Source organism: Lentzea albidocapillata subsp. violacea (genome assembly GCF_900100275.1).
GTDB classification, from domain to species: domain Bacteria; phylum Actinomycetota; class Actinomycetes; order Mycobacteriales; family Pseudonocardiaceae; genus Lentzea; species Lentzea violacea.
The window spans coordinates 892,248-906,504 of record NZ_FNET01000001.1 but is presented as its reverse complement, the minus strand read 5'-3'; the positions used below and the strand labels follow the sequence as shown (position 1 = coordinate 906,504).

The 14,257-nt window shown below is 70.6% G+C and carries 19 protein-coding genes and 1 pseudogene; 14 read left to right on the top strand and 6 right to left on the bottom strand.

Going from position 1 to position 14,257, the window contains the following annotated elements:
• The first annotated feature begins 8 nt into the window (after nt 1–8).
• The 7 genes from BLR21_RS03975 (at nt 9) to BLR21_RS42270 (ending at nt 2,703) form a co-directional block, all read left to right on the top strand.
• Nucleotides 9–875: a helix-turn-helix domain-containing protein gene (locus BLR21_RS03975; protein ID WP_090004207.1), complete on the top strand. Its 867-nt coding sequence runs from the start codon at nt 9–11 to the stop codon at nt 873–875.
• Nucleotides 853–1,020, top strand: coding sequence for a DUF397 domain-containing protein (locus BLR21_RS03970; RefSeq protein WP_090004206.1), 168 nt, complete (start codon nt 853–855; stop codon nt 1,018–1,020). The genes BLR21_RS03975 and BLR21_RS03970 overlap by 23 nt, the downstream gene beginning before the upstream one ends.
• A 69-nt stretch (nt 1,021–1,089) precedes the next feature.
• Nucleotides 1,090–1,554 carry an SRPBCC family protein gene (locus tag BLR21_RS03965; protein WP_090004205.1) on the top strand — a complete coding sequence of 155 codons (465 nt, stop codon included), beginning with the start codon at nt 1,090–1,092 and terminating at the stop codon, nt 1,552–1,554.
• Nucleotides 1,551–1,904 (top strand): ArsR/SmtB family transcription factor, encoded by a 354-nt coding sequence (locus BLR21_RS03960; RefSeq protein WP_256334443.1) that lies wholly within the window; start codon nt 1,551–1,553, stop codon nt 1,902–1,904. The genes BLR21_RS03965 and BLR21_RS03960 overlap by 4 nt, the downstream gene beginning before the upstream one ends.
• Nucleotides 1,901–2,242, top strand: a complete 342-nt coding sequence (locus tag BLR21_RS03955; RefSeq protein ID WP_090004204.1) for an SRPBCC family protein — start codon at nt 1,901–1,903, stop codon at nt 2,240–2,242. Before BLR21_RS03960 ends, BLR21_RS03955 begins: the two co-directional genes overlap by 4 nt.
• Nucleotides 2,243–2,279: 37 nt before the next feature.
• Nucleotides 2,280–2,429: a hypothetical protein gene (locus BLR21_RS03950; protein ID WP_143027589.1), complete on the top strand. Its 150-nt coding sequence runs from the start codon at nt 2,280–2,282 to the stop codon at nt 2,427–2,429.
• A 97-nt stretch (nt 2,430–2,526) separates the two neighbouring features.
• Nucleotides 2,527–2,703 carry a hypothetical protein gene (locus BLR21_RS42270; RefSeq protein ID WP_176929437.1) on the top strand — a complete coding sequence of 59 codons (177 nt, stop codon included), beginning with the start codon at nt 2,527–2,529 and terminating at the stop codon, nt 2,701–2,703.
• Nucleotides 2,704–2,706: 3 nt separating this feature from the next.
• Here the strand turns inward: BLR21_RS42270 and BLR21_RS03945 are convergent, their stop codons facing one another.
• Nucleotides 2,707–3,198: an FBP domain-containing protein gene (locus tag BLR21_RS03945; RefSeq protein ID WP_090004203.1), complete on the bottom strand. Its 492-nt coding sequence runs from the start codon at nt 3,196–3,198 to the stop codon at nt 2,707–2,709.
• Nucleotides 3,199–3,265: 67 nt separating this feature from the next.
• Here BLR21_RS03945 and BLR21_RS03940 point away from each other — a divergent pair, with 67 nt between their 5' ends.
• A complete protein-coding gene (locus BLR21_RS03940) occupies nt 3,266–3,829 on the top strand; it encodes a TetR/AcrR family transcriptional regulator (protein WP_090004202.1) in 564 nt (187 codons plus the stop codon).
• 27 nt (nt 3,830–3,856) lie between these two features.
• Nucleotides 3,857–4,795: pseudogene (locus BLR21_RS03935) on the top strand (AraC family transcriptional regulator); the annotation flags it as partial.
• Between the two features lie 37 nt (nt 4,796–4,832).
• On the opposite strand, the gene BLR21_RS43495 reads toward BLR21_RS03935, so the two are convergent.
• The 3 genes from BLR21_RS43495 to BLR21_RS03920 all read right to left on the bottom strand — a co-directional run bounded on the left by BLR21_RS43495 (nt 4,833) and on the right by BLR21_RS03920 (nt 7,251).
• On the bottom strand, nt 4,833–5,654 hold the full coding sequence (locus BLR21_RS43495) for an SDR family oxidoreductase (RefSeq protein ID WP_090004201.1): 822 nt from the start codon (nt 5,652–5,654) through the stop codon (nt 4,833–4,835).
• Nucleotides 5,651–6,787, bottom strand: coding sequence for an MBL fold metallo-hydrolase (locus BLR21_RS03925; protein WP_090004200.1), 1,137 nt, complete (start codon nt 6,785–6,787; stop codon nt 5,651–5,653). The genes BLR21_RS43495 and BLR21_RS03925 overlap by 4 nt, the downstream gene beginning before the upstream one ends.
• An 86-nt stretch (nt 6,788–6,873) precedes the next feature.
• Nucleotides 6,874–7,251, bottom strand: coding sequence for a VOC family protein (locus tag BLR21_RS03920; protein ID WP_090004199.1), 378 nt, complete (start codon nt 7,249–7,251; stop codon nt 6,874–6,876).
• 62 nt (nt 7,252–7,313) lie between these two features.
• On the opposite strand from BLR21_RS03920, the gene BLR21_RS03915 reads away from it, so the two are divergent.
• Nucleotides 7,314–8,258 (top strand): helix-turn-helix transcriptional regulator, encoded by a 945-nt coding sequence (locus BLR21_RS03915; protein ID WP_090004198.1) that lies wholly within the window; start codon nt 7,314–7,316, stop codon nt 8,256–8,258.
• Here BLR21_RS03915 and BLR21_RS03910 read toward each other — a convergent pair.
• Nucleotides 8,241–8,705 carry an Lrp/AsnC family transcriptional regulator gene (locus BLR21_RS03910; RefSeq protein ID WP_090004197.1) on the bottom strand — a complete coding sequence of 155 codons (465 nt, stop codon included), beginning with the start codon at nt 8,703–8,705 and terminating at the stop codon, nt 8,241–8,243. The genes BLR21_RS03915 and BLR21_RS03910 overlap by 18 nt on opposite strands.
• 122 nt (nt 8,706–8,827) lie before the next feature.
• Here BLR21_RS03910 and BLR21_RS03905 point away from each other — a divergent pair, with 122 nt between their 5' ends.
• On the top strand, nt 8,828–10,093 hold the full coding sequence (locus BLR21_RS03905) for an ArgE/DapE family deacylase (protein WP_256334442.1): 1,266 nt from the start codon (nt 8,828–8,830) through the stop codon (nt 10,091–10,093).
• Here the strand turns inward: BLR21_RS03905 and pip are convergent.
• Entirely contained in the window at nt 10,078–11,028 is a 951-nt protein-coding gene (pip, locus tag BLR21_RS03900) for a prolyl aminopeptidase (protein WP_090004196.1), read from the bottom strand. The two genes, BLR21_RS03905 and pip, sit on opposite strands and share 16 nt — an antisense overlap.
• 141 nt (nt 11,029–11,169) lie before the next feature.
• On the opposite strand from pip, the gene BLR21_RS42265 reads away from it, so the two are divergent.
• From BLR21_RS42265 to BLR21_RS03885, 3 genes are all read left to right on the top strand, one after another.
• The gene (locus tag BLR21_RS42265) at nt 11,170–12,327 is read left to right on the top strand and encodes a hypothetical protein (RefSeq protein ID WP_176929436.1); all 1,158 of its coding nucleotides are present in this window, start codon (nt 11,170–11,172) and stop codon (nt 12,325–12,327) included.
• 11 nt (nt 12,328–12,338) lie between these two features.
• On the top strand, nt 12,339–13,127 hold the full coding sequence (locus tag BLR21_RS03890) for a pentapeptide repeat-containing protein (RefSeq protein ID WP_090004510.1): 789 nt from the start codon (nt 12,339–12,341) through the stop codon (nt 13,125–13,127).
• Between the two features lie 77 nt (nt 13,128–13,204).
• Complete coding sequence (locus BLR21_RS03885; RefSeq protein ID WP_090004195.1) at nt 13,205–14,254, top strand: agmatine deiminase family protein; 1,050 nt, start codon at nt 13,205–13,207, stop codon at nt 14,252–14,254.
• The last annotated feature ends 3 nt before the right edge of the window (nt 14,255–14,257 follow it).

Sequence of the window (14,257 nt, the reverse complement as noted above, 5' to 3'; positions counted from 1 at the left end):
GTCCCTGCATGCCTTTGCGGAGATCAACGGTGCGCGGCCGCGAGTTCGGCGACGCCATACGAGCGCTGCTGCGGGCGGCCGACCTGACGAACCGCGCCGCCGCCGAGTTGCTGGGCTGGCAGGAAGCCAAAGTCTCGGAACTGGTCAACGGCAAGGAAGGCGTCAGCGACGTCGACCTGGCCAAGCTGCTGGGGCTGTTGCGCACGCCGCCCGACGAGTTCGACCACCTGATGGCACTGCACCGCGAGACGCACCAGCGGGATTGGTTGCAGCCCGCCAAGTCCGGCGTCACGGACCGAGCGCGCACACTGCGCGAACACGAGAAGATCGCCTCGGACATCACCGGATGGTCCATGAACGTCGTGCACGGCCTGCTGCAGGCTCCCAACTACATCCCCTACGTGGTGCACGCTTCGACCAAGCTGTCCGCCGACGAGCGGCCCACGGTGATCAGCAATCGAATCTCGCGTCAGAACGCCGTTCTCGACGGCTATCGAACCGTCACGATCTACATGCACGAGCAGGCGCTACGACTGCCGGTCGGAAGCCCGGAGGTCATGGCAGAGCAGTACCACCACCTGCTGCGACTTTCGGTGCGGCCGTACCTGACGATTCGGGTGATTCCCACCGCGTTCGGGCCGCACGCCGGGCTCGCGGGTGACTTCGATCTGTTGAAGTTCAAGAAGATCCCGCCGATCGTCTATGTGGAGAGCGAGGGGGCTAACGTCTTTCTTGAAGATCAGCCTTCGGTCGGTCTCTACGACACCGCGTTGACGTCACTCGGACGGGCGGCGTTGGACGAGTCGCAAACCAGGAAGCTGGTCACCGACATCATCGGTGAGGAGTTCCAGCATGAGCAGGTGGCGGAAGAGTAGTTACAGCGGCAGCGACGGCAACTGCGTCGAGGTGGGCCGTGGTGTCGGCATCCGCGACAGCAAGGCTCCCTCCGTCGAACTCCCGCTCACGGCCCACCAGTGGGCACCGCTCCTTCGCCTGATCCTCGGCAGCTCGTGCAACTGAAGGTTGCGCAAGCCGGGTCAGCCGGTTAACTTGAAGTGCAACCGATGGTTGCACTTTGAGGAGGACCGCATGGAGCACGGAAGCATCGAACGCGAGCTGCGCATCGACGCCACCCCCGAGGTGGTCTACGAGGTGGTCAGCTCTCCCGAGCACCTGCGCGAGTGGTGGCCCGACGAGGCCGAGCTCGACCCCGTGCCCGGCGCCACCGGCACGATCACCTTCGGCGATCCGGCCTCGCCGGACGCGAAGGTCGAACACCTCACCGTCGTCGAGGCCGACCCGCCGCGCCGGTTCGCGTTCCGCTGGGTGCACGACCGGGGCGTGCCGGCGGCGCCGGGCAACTCGCTGCTCGTCACGATCGACCTCGTGCCGTCCGGCGACGGGACGCTGCTGCGCTTCAAGGAGACCGGGTTCCGCGAGCGTGGCTGGGAGGCGGCCGTGCTGGAGCAGGCCTACGCCGATCACGTCCAGGGCTGGGACCACTTCCTGCCGCGTCTCGTCGCGCGCGCCAACAGCCTGGTCGTGCGGCCGTGATCGACGACGACCTCTGGTCCGCGGTCGGTGATCCGACCCGCCGCCGGATGCTCGATCTGCTGCTGAGCGACGGGGGCGGCACCGCGACCACGCTGAGCGAGCGGCTCCCGGTCACCCGGCAGGCGGTCGCCAAGCACCTCGGCGTGCTCGACCGCGTCGGACTGGTGCACGTGACGCCGGCCGGGCGCGAGCGCCGCTACGAGGTGGACGAGGCGCAACTCGCCCGCGCGGTCGCCCAGTTGACCGCGGTCGGCACCACCTGGGACGCCCGGCTGCAGCGGATCAAGCGGATCGCCGAGCGGATCCAGCGCGGCACTGCGGATCGAGAGACGGGAACGGATCAGCGATGACGACGCAGGCGCCGCGCACCGAACGCGGCTACACCACCTCGTACACGGTCGAGCAGTCGCCGGAGGAGGTCTACGCGGCCGTCCTGGACGTTCATGCCTGGTGGACGGGCGAGGTCGAGGGACGTACCGACGAGGTGGGCGCCGAGTTCACCTACCGGCATCCCCCGCAGCACTACAGCCGTCAGCGCGTGACCGAGTTGACGCCGGGCAGCCGCGTGGTCTGGCAGGTCACGGACAGCCTGCTGTCCTTTGTCTCGGACCCGGCCGAGTGGACCGGCAGCGAGATCGTGTTCGACATCGTCCCCGCCGGGGGCGGTGCGGAGCTGAGGTTCACCTGATGAGCTCCGCGCGGTCGTCACGGAGGTCGGCGCACCGGTGAACGCCGGGCTGCCGTTGCGGGGCGGGTCGCTGGAGGCGCTTCGTGCGGCCGGGGTCGCCCGCGTGTCCGTGGGCCCGCAGCTCTACCGCAGCGCGCTGGGCCACCTGCGTGCTGACCTCGAGGAGCTCGCCGGGCCCACTGGGTGACGACCCGCCGATGGTCGGGATTCGCGAAATTGTCGCCCGTGAGCGCCGTCACAGGTGCATGCTGTGTGCACCAAGCTCAACCCGAGGACTGATGACCATGACGAGTGCGACCGCGGGCTCCCGCCACAACTGGGAGACCGACCTGGAGCGCTACCGAACCAGGGCGGTGCAGGTGCTCGACACGCACCTGCCCGCCACGACCGGCTGCACCGAGTGCGGCGAGCCGTGGCCTTGTGCCCGTGCGTGCTCCGCGGAGTTGGTGCTCGAGCTCTGAGACCTACGAGTTCACCCGGTCCAGGAACGCGCTGATCCCGGACACCATCCGTTCGACCTGGTCGTCGAGTGTGATCGATTCGTGGAACCGCGAGCCCGGTCCCGCGCTCTTCCTGCCGCGCAGGTACAGCGAGCACGCCAGGTCGGCGCAGACGTAGACGCCGACCGAGTTGCCCAGTTGTCCCGACTTGCCCGCCTTGCGCGCGCTCATCAGCGACACGCCGTCCCCGGAATGCGTGGTCAGGCACCACGAGCACATCGTCTTGCGCGCCCGCCCGGCCTGCGCCGCCCTGCGCAACGCGATGCCGGTGAGCCGCCCGTCCAGCTCGATCACCAGGTACGAGCGGTCGGGCGCGGCCGGGTCGGTCCAGCCGAGGAAGTCCAGGTCGTCCCACGGCCGCTCGCCCAGATCCCTGGGTACGTGCATGCGCTTCGCCTCGCCCTTGGTGGAATTGACGAAGGACGCGCGGATGTCGTGTTCGGTCAGCGGCTTCATGACCACGGACGCTAGGCTTACCTATAGGTCCTAGGCAAATAATTAAGGACCCTAGGAAGGGTGACGGATGGCACGTGCGGGGCTCACGGCCGACCGCCTCACGCAGGCGGCGGCGGACTTGGCGGACGAGGTCGGCTTCGAGAACGTGACGGTGTCCGCGCTGGCCCGGCACTTCGGCGTGAAGGACGCCTCGCTCTACTCGCACATCCGCAACGCCCAGGACCTGCGCGTCCGGTTGGCCGTGCTGGCGCTCGCGGAGTTCGCGGACCGGGTCGCGGAGTCGATCGCGGGCCGTTCGGGCAAGGACGCCCTGGTCGCGTTCGCCGCCGCCTACCGCACCTACGCCCAGGAGCGCCCCGGCCGCTACTCGGCGATGCAGATCGCGCTCGACCCCGACACGGCCGCCGACAGCGCTCTGAAGCACGCCGAGATGACTCGCGCGGTCCTGCGCGGCTATGAACTCTGGGAGCCGGAGCTGACCGATGCCGCGCGGCTGCTGCACAGCACGTTGCACGGGTTCGTGTCGCTGGAACGCTCCGGGGCGTTCCACAGCCACCCGCGCGGGGTCGAGGCGTCGTGGCTCAGAGCCCTGGACGCGCTGGACTCGGTGCTGCGGGCCTGGCCGGCCTAGGGCGCTTGGTCCCCTATCCTGCGGCGCATGGGCCCGATGATCCGAGCGGCGAGTCTGCGCGGGTTCGTGCCGCTGGTCGAGGAGCTGGGCGGTGACCCTGACGCGCTGCTCGCTCGGTTCGGCATCCCCCGTCGGTCTCTGGAGGCCGACGACGAGCTGGTCCCGATCACGGCCCATGACCGGATGCTCGACGCCGCGGCCGACGCGCTGGGCTGTCCCGACTTCGGGCTGCGGCTGGCCGAACGGCAGGACCTGGGCGTCCTGGGGCCGCTCGCGGTCGCGGTCGAGTCCTCCTCGACGGTGGCCGAAGCCCTGCGGTGCGCGTCGAGGTTCATGTTCGTGCACAGCACCGCCCTCAGCATCGACGTCCGGCCCGACCCGCACGGCCGCCGGGGCGTGGTGGCGCTGACGTACTACAAGGACCTGCGCGAGTCGATGTACTCGCCGCAGGCCATGGAACTGGGCCTCGGGCTGTTCCACCGCGTCTCGGTGGCGCTGCTCGGCGGCCTCACGGGCCTGCGCTCGGTGGAGTTTCCGCACGGGCCCGTGTCCCCGGTTCGCCGGTACCTGGACTTCTTCGGCTGCGACGTGAGGTTCGGCGCCCAGGCCGGGGCGCTGTGCGTCGAGCGGCAGGTCCTCGACGAGCGGTTCGGGACAGCGAACGAGACGATCCGCGGGATCGCCCTCGACCATCTGATGACCCACCATCCCGACTCGACCGGCGCCGTCCCGGCCCGAGTCCGGCTCGCCATCGCCGAAACCCTCGGCACGTCCGTGCCGTCCGTCGTGGCCGTCGCGCGGCTGCTGGCCACGCATCCCCGGACACTGCAGCGGCAGCTGGCGCGGGAGGGGACGTCGTTCGAGACCGTGCTGGACGACGTGCGCCGGGACGCGGCCCATCGCTTCATCACCGGCACCGACCTGCCGTTCAGTCAGGTCAGCACCCTCGTGGCCTTCACCGAGCAGTCGTCCCTGAGCCACGCCGTGCGGCGCTGGTTCGGAATCAGTCCCCGGGAGCTGCGCCGTGTCGGTCCAGCAGCCGCTGCTGGGCGCGGCGGCCCTGGGCGACCACGAGAGGCACGGCTGCCAGCCCCAGCCGGGGCGCCAGGTCCGCGAGCCGGGCCACGAGCCCGCGCCGCCGGGGAACCGTGGTCACCAGGCGAGGCTTGTCGAGAACCTTCCTGACCGCCTCGACGACGTCCTCCGGCTGGAGCAGCTTTCCGGAGAAGGACAGGGCCGAGGCCGGGTCGGTCAGCTTGTCGTACAGCATCGGAGTCCAGATGCCGTCCGGGCAGACGCAGGAGATGTCGATACCGCTGATGCCGGCGAGCTTCAGGTCGGCCATCGTGCTGAGGCTGAAGCCGATCGCGGCGTGCTTGGACGCCGCGTACACCGCTTCGCCGGCCACGGCGGTGAGACCGGCGAGGGAGACGATGTTGACCACATGGCCGCCGCCCTCGCGCATCGCGCCGATCGCGGCGACGGTGCCGTTGACCGTGCCCAGGGTGTTGACCTCGATCATCAGTCGCCGGGTCGCCGGGTCCTGTTCCCAGGCCGGGCCGGTGACCAGCACGCCGGCGTTGTTCACCCACACGTCCAGCCGCCCGGCCCGAGCGATGATCGCGTCGCGGGCCGCGTCGACCTGGGCGGGGTCGCGGACGTCGACGGCCATGGCGGTGGCGCCGAGCTCGTCGGCCGTCGCCTGGGCGGAGGCCGCGTCCAGATCGGTGACGAGGACGTGGTGACCGCGGGCGACGAGAAGCCGGGCGATCTGCCTGCCCAGACCGCGGCCGGCCCCGGTGACGACGGCACCGGCGGGGTTCATCGCAGCCCTGCCTTGATCTCGCCGTAGGCGATGCCGCCGTGGACGTAGGTGGGCACGACCGGCCAGAAACGCCTCCACGGGGCAAGCTCGGTCGACGGCAGGATCTGCAGCCACCGCGGGTCCCGCTTGCAGGGGTCGGCCAGCGTCTTCTCCTTGACCATCGAGTCGTACTGGTCCAGCGAGTCCTCGAGGGTGTTGGCGTTCGGGCAGATCTCGCGGCCGAACTGCTCGTGGTACCTGCGCACACCGGGGATCCTCGACAGCTCCGGCTGCCAGTTGTCGAGGGAGATCCCGTTCTCCGAGGAGACCCAGACGCCGTCGGGGGTGTTGATCACCAGCGAGTGGTTGCCGTCGGTGTGGCCGGGGGTCCACAGCAGCGCGACGCCGGGGCCGAGCTCGATGTCGCCGTCGAACGTCACGAACTTCGCCGGGTCCACGCCGCCGAGTCCGCCTTCGACGTACCACGCCCACTGCATCGGGTGCAGCGACTGCAGGGTGGCGAGCTCGCGGCGGTGCACGAGCATCCGCGCGTCACCGAACAGCGGCCGGCGCGGCTCGGTCTCGCCCTCGATGACCTCGGTGGAGCCGAGGATCATCCGCGGATCCTGCACGTGCAGGTGGTCGAAGGTGCAGAAGTCGATGTCGCCGGCGGTCAGGCCGAGTTTCGCGAGCACGTCGCCGGGTTCGTTGTAGTACCGGAGAACGACCTTCTCCAGCAGGTGCCCACCGGGCACCTTGGCCATGAGCCGCCGGAGGTTCCGGTAGAACGGCGCCTCGGCGGAGCCGTCCGGGACCGTCGGCTCGAACACCAGCGTGCGTGGCCGGCCGTCCCAGTCGTCGTACTGGACGACGAGCATCCGGTTGATCATCGAGATCAGCGGCAGCGTGGGCACCGACACCGCGCCGTGAAAGGCGAAGCTGACCGGATAGGGCGCCGCCGCGATGTCCACCGACCTCACGGCACGCACCTGGCCCTGTGCCTTGAAGCGCACCTTGTACGCCGCCGCGGCGCGGCGCACCGCGGCCAGCCGCTCACCGCGTGGCCACACGTCGTGGACGCCGTCGAACTCGGGGATCGGGCGGGCGCCGATCTCGGCCAGATCCGTTCCGGCTCGTTCTGCCGACTGCACCATGGGTGCCTCCTCCTGCGTCGCTGATGCGTCTGCGAGTGCAGCCGAACGAGGACCGAGAAACTTGTTTCAGCGCGACAAGTCGTGGCTCAGAGCCCTGGACGCGCTGCCCGCCTGAAGAAGTTGACCAGGTTGCCGTCGGGGTCGCGGACCAGCAGTGAGCGGTTGCCCCACGGCATCGTGGTGGGTTCCTGGACGACCTCGGCGCCGGCCAGCTTCGCGTGCACGTCCTCCACGTCGTCGACCTCGAACTCGATGATGACGCTGCGGTTGGCACCCGGCTCGGCCGATCCGGCGGCGAACAACGCCACGGTGCGGGTACTGCCGATCGCGAGGGTGGCGGTCGGCGTCCTGACCTCGGCGAAGTCCTCGTTCGTCCAGGTCGCGTCCACTCCGGTGGCGCGTTCGTAGAAGTCGGCGAGGCGGGCGACGTCGGCGGTGATGACGCGGATAGATGCGAAGTCCATGACTGCACGCTAGGAGCGATACCGGACAGAATCCGCCCGGTATGTGCGCGAGAATCTCGGCCATGGCCCGGCCGATCGCACGCGTGCTGTCCCTGTTGGAGCTCCTCCAATCCGGGGGCGTCCGGTCGGTGGCGGAGCTCGCCTCACGGCTCGAGGTGGACGAACGCACGGTGCGCCGGTACGTCGGCCACCTGCTCGACCTCGACATCCCGGTCGAGTCGGTGCGCGGACGGTACGGCGGCTACCGGCTCGCTTCCGGCTACCGGATGCCGCCGCTGATGCTCAGCGACGACGAGGCGCTCGCCGTGCTGGTCGGTCTGGTCACAGGCCTGATGACGGGCACGGCGAGCGAGACGGCGGCCGCCAAGATCCGCCGGGTGCTGCCCGCACGGCTGCGCGGCAGGCTCGACGCGGTGCTCGGATCGCTCGCCTTCACCACCCCGCCCGGTTCGCCTGCCGCTCCGGATGCTCCGGTCCTGCTCGCGATCGCCGACGCGGTGAGCCACCACCGGCCCGTCGCCATCCGGTACACCGCCGCCGACGGCCGGCACAGCGAACGCACGCTGCACCCGTACGGGCTGGTCGCCCACTCCGGCCGGTGGTACGTGACCGGCGCCGATCCCGCGCTCGGCGAGGACCGGACGTTCCGGCTGGACCGCATCGTCACGGCCAGGACGCTGCCCGGCTCGTTCGACCCGCCAGGCGATCTCGATGCGGCGCACCAGCTTCTGACCGGGTTCGCGACCGCCGCGTACCGATATGAGGTGACGGTGCGGATCCAGGGGACCACCGCACAGATCCGTACCCGGCTGCCCGAGAGCGTTGCCGTGGTGGAGCCTCTCGCCGATGGCTGGTCGAGGGTCGAACTGCGGGTGGAGCGGCTCGACTGGCTGCCCGGCGTGCTCGCGTCGCTGGACCTGCCGTTCGTCGTTGAAAGGCCGGACGAGCTGCGCGGCCTCGTGGTGGCGCTCGCCGGGAGACTTCTGAACTCAGGCCTCCGGCGATAGGGCGCCTTCCCGCCCGCGTGGCCGGGTGAGCAGCCTGGACAGCACGATCGCGCTCTCGGTCCGTTCGACGGGAGCGGTCGAGCGGACGCGCTGGATGGCCTGTTCCAGGTGCGGGATGTCCCTGGCCAGCATGTAGAGCATCGCGTCGGCGGCGCCGGAGACGGTGCAGGCCTCGACGACCTCGGGGATGTCCTCCAGCGCCCGGCCCAGCTCGGCCGGGGTGGGGTTGCCCGCGCAGTAGACCTCGACGAACGCCTCGGTGTGCCAGGCCATCGCCTGCGGATCCACGAGCGCGCTGAAACCGCGGATCGCTCCGGTGGCCACCAGCCGGTCGAGCCGTCTCTTCGCGGCGGACGGCGACAGCCCGGCCGCCTTGCCGATCTCGGCGTAGGTGGCGCGGCCGTTGCGCAGCACGCACCGGATGATCGCCTGGTCGATGTCGTCCATGCCCAGAGGATCCGGCCTGGCACAAAAAATTGCCACGCGGCCGTGATCTTTGCAAACAAACCACTGCCGGGCGCCGGTTTCGGCGATTGTTTGCACTGCCCGGCGAACCTAATCTCCGGCTGGTGAGAATCAACGATGTCGAGGCGGCGGCGCTGGCCGCGGTGGACGAGGCCGCGATCGGCCGGCTCCTGCTGGACCTGCTCGCGGTGCCGAGCGTGACGGGCAGCGCCGCGGAGTCCGAACTGCAGCACGTGCTGGCCGGGCATCTGGAACGGATGGACCTGGACGTCGATCTCTGGTCGATGGACCTGCCAGGACTCCGCGCGCACGACGACTTCCCCGGCGGCGAGGCGCCGCGCACGGAGGCGTGGGGGCTGGTGGGCAACACACGCTCGCACGGCGACGGGCCGACGTTGATCCTGCAGGGACACGTCGACGTCGTTCCGCCCGGCGACCTGGCGCAGTGGCAAGGCGATCCGTTCCGCCCGCGCGTCGAGGGAGACGTCGTGCACGCCCGCGGAGCGTGCGACATGAAGGCCGGCGTGGTGGCGATCCTCGCCGCGCTGGCCGCGATCCGCGCGGTCAACGCGACACCGCGGGTGTCCGTGCACTTCGTCGTCAGCGAGGAGGACGGCGGGCTCGGGGCGTTCGGCACCCTCCAGCGCGGCCACACCGGTGACGCCTGCATCATCACCGAACCGACCGGCGGCGCGCTCATGATCGCCAACGGCGGTGCCCTGACCTTCCGCATCGAGGTCCCCGGCCAGGCCACGCACGGCAGCACGCGGTACGCCGGAGTCAGCGCCATCGACGCCTACCTGCCCATCCACGCCGCGCTCGCCCGGCTGGAAGCACGCCGCAACGCCGGCGCCGATCCGCTCATGTCCGCCTACCCAGTTCCGTACCCGCTGTCGGTCGGCACGCTGCAGGCCGGTGACTGGGCGAGCAGCGTGCCGGACCTGCTGGTGGCCGAGGGACGACTGGGCGTGGCACTGGGGGAGGAGCCGGCGCAGGCCCGTGCCGAACTCGAGGCGTGCGTGGCCGAGGCCTGCGAGTCGGACCCGTGGCTGCGGGCCCACCCCGCCGTCGTCACGTGGCCCGGCGGTCAGTTCGCCAGCGGCCGGTTACCGGCAGGGCATCCACTCGCGGACCTGGTCGGCGACGCGCACGCGGACGTCACCCGCAGGGCGCGCCCCGTCGAGCAAGGCGCGCCGTACGGCAGTGATCTGCGTCTGTACGCGGGGGCCGGGATTCCCACTCTGCAGTACGGGCCCGGTGACGTGCGGCTCGCGCACGGTCCGCAGGAGCAGGTTCGCGTCAGCGAGGTCGTCACCGTCACCCAGGCCCTGGTGCTGGCCACGCTGCGGACGGTCTACGCGCCGCTCTGATCGCGGGCGAAACGGTCGGTGGCGGCGATGATCGCCGCAGTCATGCTGCCGCCGCCGTGACCGGTGTCGCCGAGGACCACGAGTTCGCTTCCGGGCCAGGCGCGGTGCAGTGCCCAGGCCGTGCCGAGTGGAGCGCTGACGTCGTAGCGCCCGTGGATCAGCACGGCGGGAATGCCGTGCAGCAGCTTGATGTCACGCAGTACCTGGCCTTCTTCCAGGAAACAGCCGTGGGACCAGTAGTGGGTCACGAGGCGCGAGAAGGCCAGCTGAAATGCCGGTTCGGCGACCGAGAGGAAGGGCTCGGCGTCGGGGGCCAGCGACATGTGCGTGTCCTCCCACAGGCACCACTCGTGCGCGGCCGTGGCGCGGACCTCGGGGTCGGGGTCGTGCAGCAACCGGCTGTAGGCGGCCGCCAGGTCCCCGTCGCGTTCGCCGGCGGGCACGCCGTCGCGGAACCGTTCCCACTCGCGCGGGAAGACCCGCCCCATGTCACGGGTGATCCAGTCGGTGTCGCGGCGGGTGCCGTCGGTCACGGCCGCGAGCACCAGTTCGGTCACCCGCTGCGGATGGGCCTGCGCGTAGGCGAGCGCGAGCGTGACGCCCCACGAGCCACCCTCGACCAGCCAGCGCTCGATTCCGAGGTGGACCCGCAGCGCCTCGATGTCGGCGATGAGGTGCTGGGTGGTGTTCGCCGACAGGTCGACAACCGGGTCGGTGGCCGGAGGGGTGCTGCGCCCGGCGTTGCGCTGGTCGAACAGGACCACGCGGTAGCGGTCCGGGTCGAACAGGGTCCGCATCCTCGGCGAGCTTCCCGATCCGGGACCGCCGTGCAGCGCGACGGCCGGCTTGCCTTGCGGGTTGCCCAGCACCTCCCAGTACAGCGAATGGCCGTCGCCGACCTCGAGCATGCCTGTCTCGTACGGCTCGTTCGTCATGCGGTCATGATCGCGCGCCCCGCCACCGGTTTTCTGACCGCCGATAATGTTCACTTATCGGCGGTCAGATTTTCTGCGCCTAATTGAGTAGCGTTGCGTTGGATAACGTTAATTCACACGTAATTCTGCTACGATATGGCTGTGGACACGAGCTGTAACTTCCCCGGCTGCGAGCGGCCTGTTTTTCGAGGTGGCGGGCCCGGCAGGCCCTCGGAGTACTGCGACCTGCCCGAGCACACGCGCTGGCGGGCGTGGAGGGAACGGCAGCGGCTGGCGGAAACCCCCGAGCAAAACCTGGAGGTCGTCACCGTGACGAATCTCCCGAGGGTCTCCGGTACCGCCAAGATCAGGGCCGAAGAGCTTCTCGACCGGTTCCGGGTGCTGTCGGAGCAGATGACGCAGACCCTCGGACGGGCCGTCGGTGAGCTGAACGCGATGGCGGACCCGAGCGTCGCCGAGAGCCTGGTCCAGGCCGCCGAAGCCGAGGCGGCGCGACGGGTCGCGGAGGCGCGGGCGGAACTGGCCTCCGCCGAACAACGCCGGCACGAGGCCGAGCGCGCCCGCAAGGCCGCCGAGGAGACCACCGAGCAGGCGGTGCGGGCGGCGGAGGAAGCCGATGACGCCGTCGACACGGCCGTGACGGAACGGGACGAGGCCCGGCAGGCCGCACGCGACGCCGCCGCGCGGGCCGAGGCGGAGATCGCCGAGGTCAGGGTGCAGGCGGCGGCCGTGATCGAGGAGATCCGGGCCGGGGCGGAGCAGGCCAAGGCCGACGCCGTGAAGCACGCCGAGCAGGCGCGGCGGCAGGCGGCCAAGGAGATCGAACAGGCGCGCGCCGAGGCGCAGGCGGAGATCGAACGGGCCCGTGCGGAGGCACAGGCCGTGGTCGAGCGGGCCGAGGCGCAGGCGGCCGCCGCTCGACAGGCCGCTGATCAGGCCCGCGGCGATGCGGCGGCCCAGGTGGAGCAGGCGCGGGCGGAGGCGGCGGAGACCGTCAGCCGGGCCGCGAAGGCTCGTGACCTGGCGGTGGTCCGGGCAGAACGCGCCGAGCAGGCCGCTGCGGACGCGCGGGCGGAGCTGGAGCGCTCACGCGCGGAGTTCGAGACGCGGTTCGCGCAGGTCAGGCAGGAGAGCGCGGAGCAGGTGGCGGCGGTGCGGCAGACGCTCGCGGTCGTGGAGGACGCGCGTGCGCAGACGTTGACCCGCGCCGAACGTGCCGAGCGTCAGCTGGACGAGGCGGCGGAGGAGCTGCGGGCGGCACGGCGGGCGAAGACCTCGTCCCGAGAGGCGACCCAGTAGGCTGATCGGTGATGGACGAGCTGAAAGGCGACTGCGCCAACTGTTTCGGGTTGTGCTGCGTCGCGCTGCCGTTCGCGAAATCGGCGGACTTCGCGGCCACCAAGGACGCGGGCACGCCGTGCCGGAACCTGCTGGCCGATCACCGGTGCGGCATCCACGACCAGCTGCGGCCGAAGGGCTATGCCGGCTGCACGGTCTATGACTGCTTCGGCGCGGGTCAGCGGGTGTCGCAGACGGTGTTCGCGGGCGTCGACTGGCGCACCGCCGAGCGGCAGCAGATGTTCGCGGTGTTCCCGGTGGTCCGGCAGCTGCACGAACTGCTCTGGTACCTCGCCGAAGCTGGCCGTCTCGACCCGCACGACGACCTCGGCCAGGCCTTCGCCGAGGTGGAACGGCACACGGTCGCCTCGCCGGACGCCATCCTGGCGCTCGACGTCGCGGAGATCCGGGCGAAGGTGAACGTCCTGCTGCTGCGCACCAGTGAACGGCTGCGGACCAGCGCGAAGTCCTACCGGGGCGCCGACCTGATCGGCGCACGGCTGCGCAACAGGAACCTGAGCAGCGCGGACTTCCGCGGTGCGTACCTGATCGGCGCGGATCTCACGAACTCCGACCTGTCGCGGGCGGACATGATCGGCGCCGACCTGCGGGGCGCGGAGTTGTCGGGCGCGGACCTGAGCACGTGCCTGTTCCTGACCCAGCCGCAGGTCAACGCCGCGCGTGGCAACGCGAAGACGAAGCTGCCCGCCGCGCTGTCGCGTCCCTCGCACTGGACGGCGGAGCCCGCCCGGCGCCGCTGACCTCTCCACGGCATGTCCGTGGTCACTACCAGCGGTTTCGCTTTGACTGAAATTTCAGTCAGGGATAGCTTGGGGGTATGAACAGGCGCAGCTTCGTGCTGTCGGCGGCCGTCAGCGGTCTGCTCGCCGGCTGCCGAGGTGACACCGGCAGGGCGTGGGTGATGCCCGAGGAGGGGCGGCCGCATCGGCGGACGTGGATGGCGTTCGCGGCCGGCGAGCGGATCTGGGGCCGTGACCTGCTGCCCCGGGTCCGGCGCGACCAGGCGATGATCGCGACCACGATCGCCCGGTTCGAGCCGGTGTCGATGCTGGTGCGGGCCGAGGACGTGGAGCGGGCCCGGTCGCTGATGCCGGGTGTCGAGCTGGTGGTCGCGGAACTCGACGACCTGTGGATGCGTGACACGGGGCCGGTGTTCGTGCGCGGCGGGGCGGTCGACTTCAACTTCAACGGCTGGGGCGGCAAGCAGGAGCACCGCCGGGACGCGAAGGTCGCCGGGTTCGTCGCCGGACGGGCCGGTGCCGGGCGGATTCGCACGGACCTGGTGCTGGAGGGTGGCGCGCTGGAGGTCGACGGCGAGGGCACGGCGATCATCACCGAGAGCTGCGTGCTCAACGCCAACCGCAACCGGGGCTGGCGGAAGAGCGATGTCGAGCAGGAGCTCGCGTACCTGCTCGGGATCAGGAAGGTGATCTGGCTGCCGGGCATCGCGGGGCGCGACATCACCGACGGCCACACCGACTTCTACGCGCGGTTCGCCGGGCCCGGCGTGGTGGTGGCGGGGCTGGACAACGACCCCGGGTCGTTCGATTACGACGTGACGCGCCGCCACCTGGAGATCCTGCGGTCGGCCACCGATGCGGCGGGCAGGCCGTTGCGGGTGGAGGTGATGGAGGGGCCGGAGACGGTGCGGGTGAGTGACGAGGACTTCGCGGCCGGGTACATCAACTTCTACGTGTGCAATGGTGCGGTGGTCGGGCCGGAGTTCGGTGACCGGCGGGCCGACGCCGCGGCGAAGGCGACGATGGAGCGGCTGTTCCCCGGCCGTACGGTGGTGCAGATCAACATCGACGGCATCGCGTCGGGCGGTGGCGGCATCCACTGCACCACCCAGCAGGAACCTAAGTGAGGG

What these genes read in the sequence shown, in the direction of transcription:
- BLR21_RS03975 (WP_090004207.1), top strand. Translation starts at nt 9, where the DNA reads ATGCCTTTGCGGAGATCAACGGTGCGCGGCCGCGAGTTCGGCGACGCC.
- BLR21_RS03970 (WP_090004206.1), top strand. Translation starts at nt 853, where the DNA reads ATGAGCAGGTGGCGGAAGAGTAGTTACAGCGGCAGCGACGGCAACTGC.
- BLR21_RS03965 (WP_090004205.1), top strand. Translation starts at nt 1,090, where the DNA reads ATGGAGCACGGAAGCATCGAACGCGAGCTGCGCATCGACGCCACCCCC.
- BLR21_RS03955 (WP_090004204.1), top strand. Translation starts at nt 1,901, where the DNA reads ATGACGACGCAGGCGCCGCGCACCGAACGCGGCTACACCACCTCGTAC.
- BLR21_RS42270 (WP_176929437.1), top strand. Translation starts at nt 2,527, where the DNA reads ATGACGAGTGCGACCGCGGGCTCCCGCCACAACTGGGAGACCGACCTG.
- BLR21_RS03945 (WP_090004203.1), bottom strand. Translation starts at nt 3,198, where the DNA reads ATGAAGCCGCTGACCGAACACGACATCCGCGCGTCCTTCGTCAATTCC.
- BLR21_RS03940 (WP_090004202.1), top strand. Translation starts at nt 3,266, where the DNA reads ATGGCACGTGCGGGGCTCACGGCCGACCGCCTCACGCAGGCGGCGGCG.
- BLR21_RS43495 (WP_090004201.1), bottom strand. Translation starts at nt 5,654, where the DNA reads ATGAACCCCGCCGGTGCCGTCGTCACCGGGGCCGGCCGCGGTCTGGGC.
- BLR21_RS03925 (WP_090004200.1), bottom strand. Translation starts at nt 6,787, where the DNA reads ATGGTGCAGTCGGCAGAACGAGCCGGAACGGATCTGGCCGAGATCGGC.
- BLR21_RS03920 (WP_090004199.1), bottom strand. Translation starts at nt 7,251, where the DNA reads ATGGACTTCGCATCTATCCGCGTCATCACCGCCGACGTCGCCCGCCTC.
- BLR21_RS03915 (WP_090004198.1), top strand. Translation starts at nt 7,314, where the DNA reads ATGGCCCGGCCGATCGCACGCGTGCTGTCCCTGTTGGAGCTCCTCCAA.
- BLR21_RS03910 (WP_090004197.1), bottom strand. Translation starts at nt 8,705, where the DNA reads ATGGACGACATCGACCAGGCGATCATCCGGTGCGTGCTGCGCAACGGC.
- pip (WP_090004196.1), bottom strand. Translation starts at nt 11,028, where the DNA reads ATGACGAACGAGCCGTACGAGACAGGCATGCTCGAGGTCGGCGACGGC.
- BLR21_RS03890 (WP_090004510.1), top strand. Translation starts at nt 12,339, where the DNA reads ATGGACGAGCTGAAAGGCGACTGCGCCAACTGTTTCGGGTTGTGCTGC.
- BLR21_RS03885 (WP_090004195.1), top strand. Translation starts at nt 13,205, where the DNA reads ATGAACAGGCGCAGCTTCGTGCTGTCGGCGGCCGTCAGCGGTCTGCTC.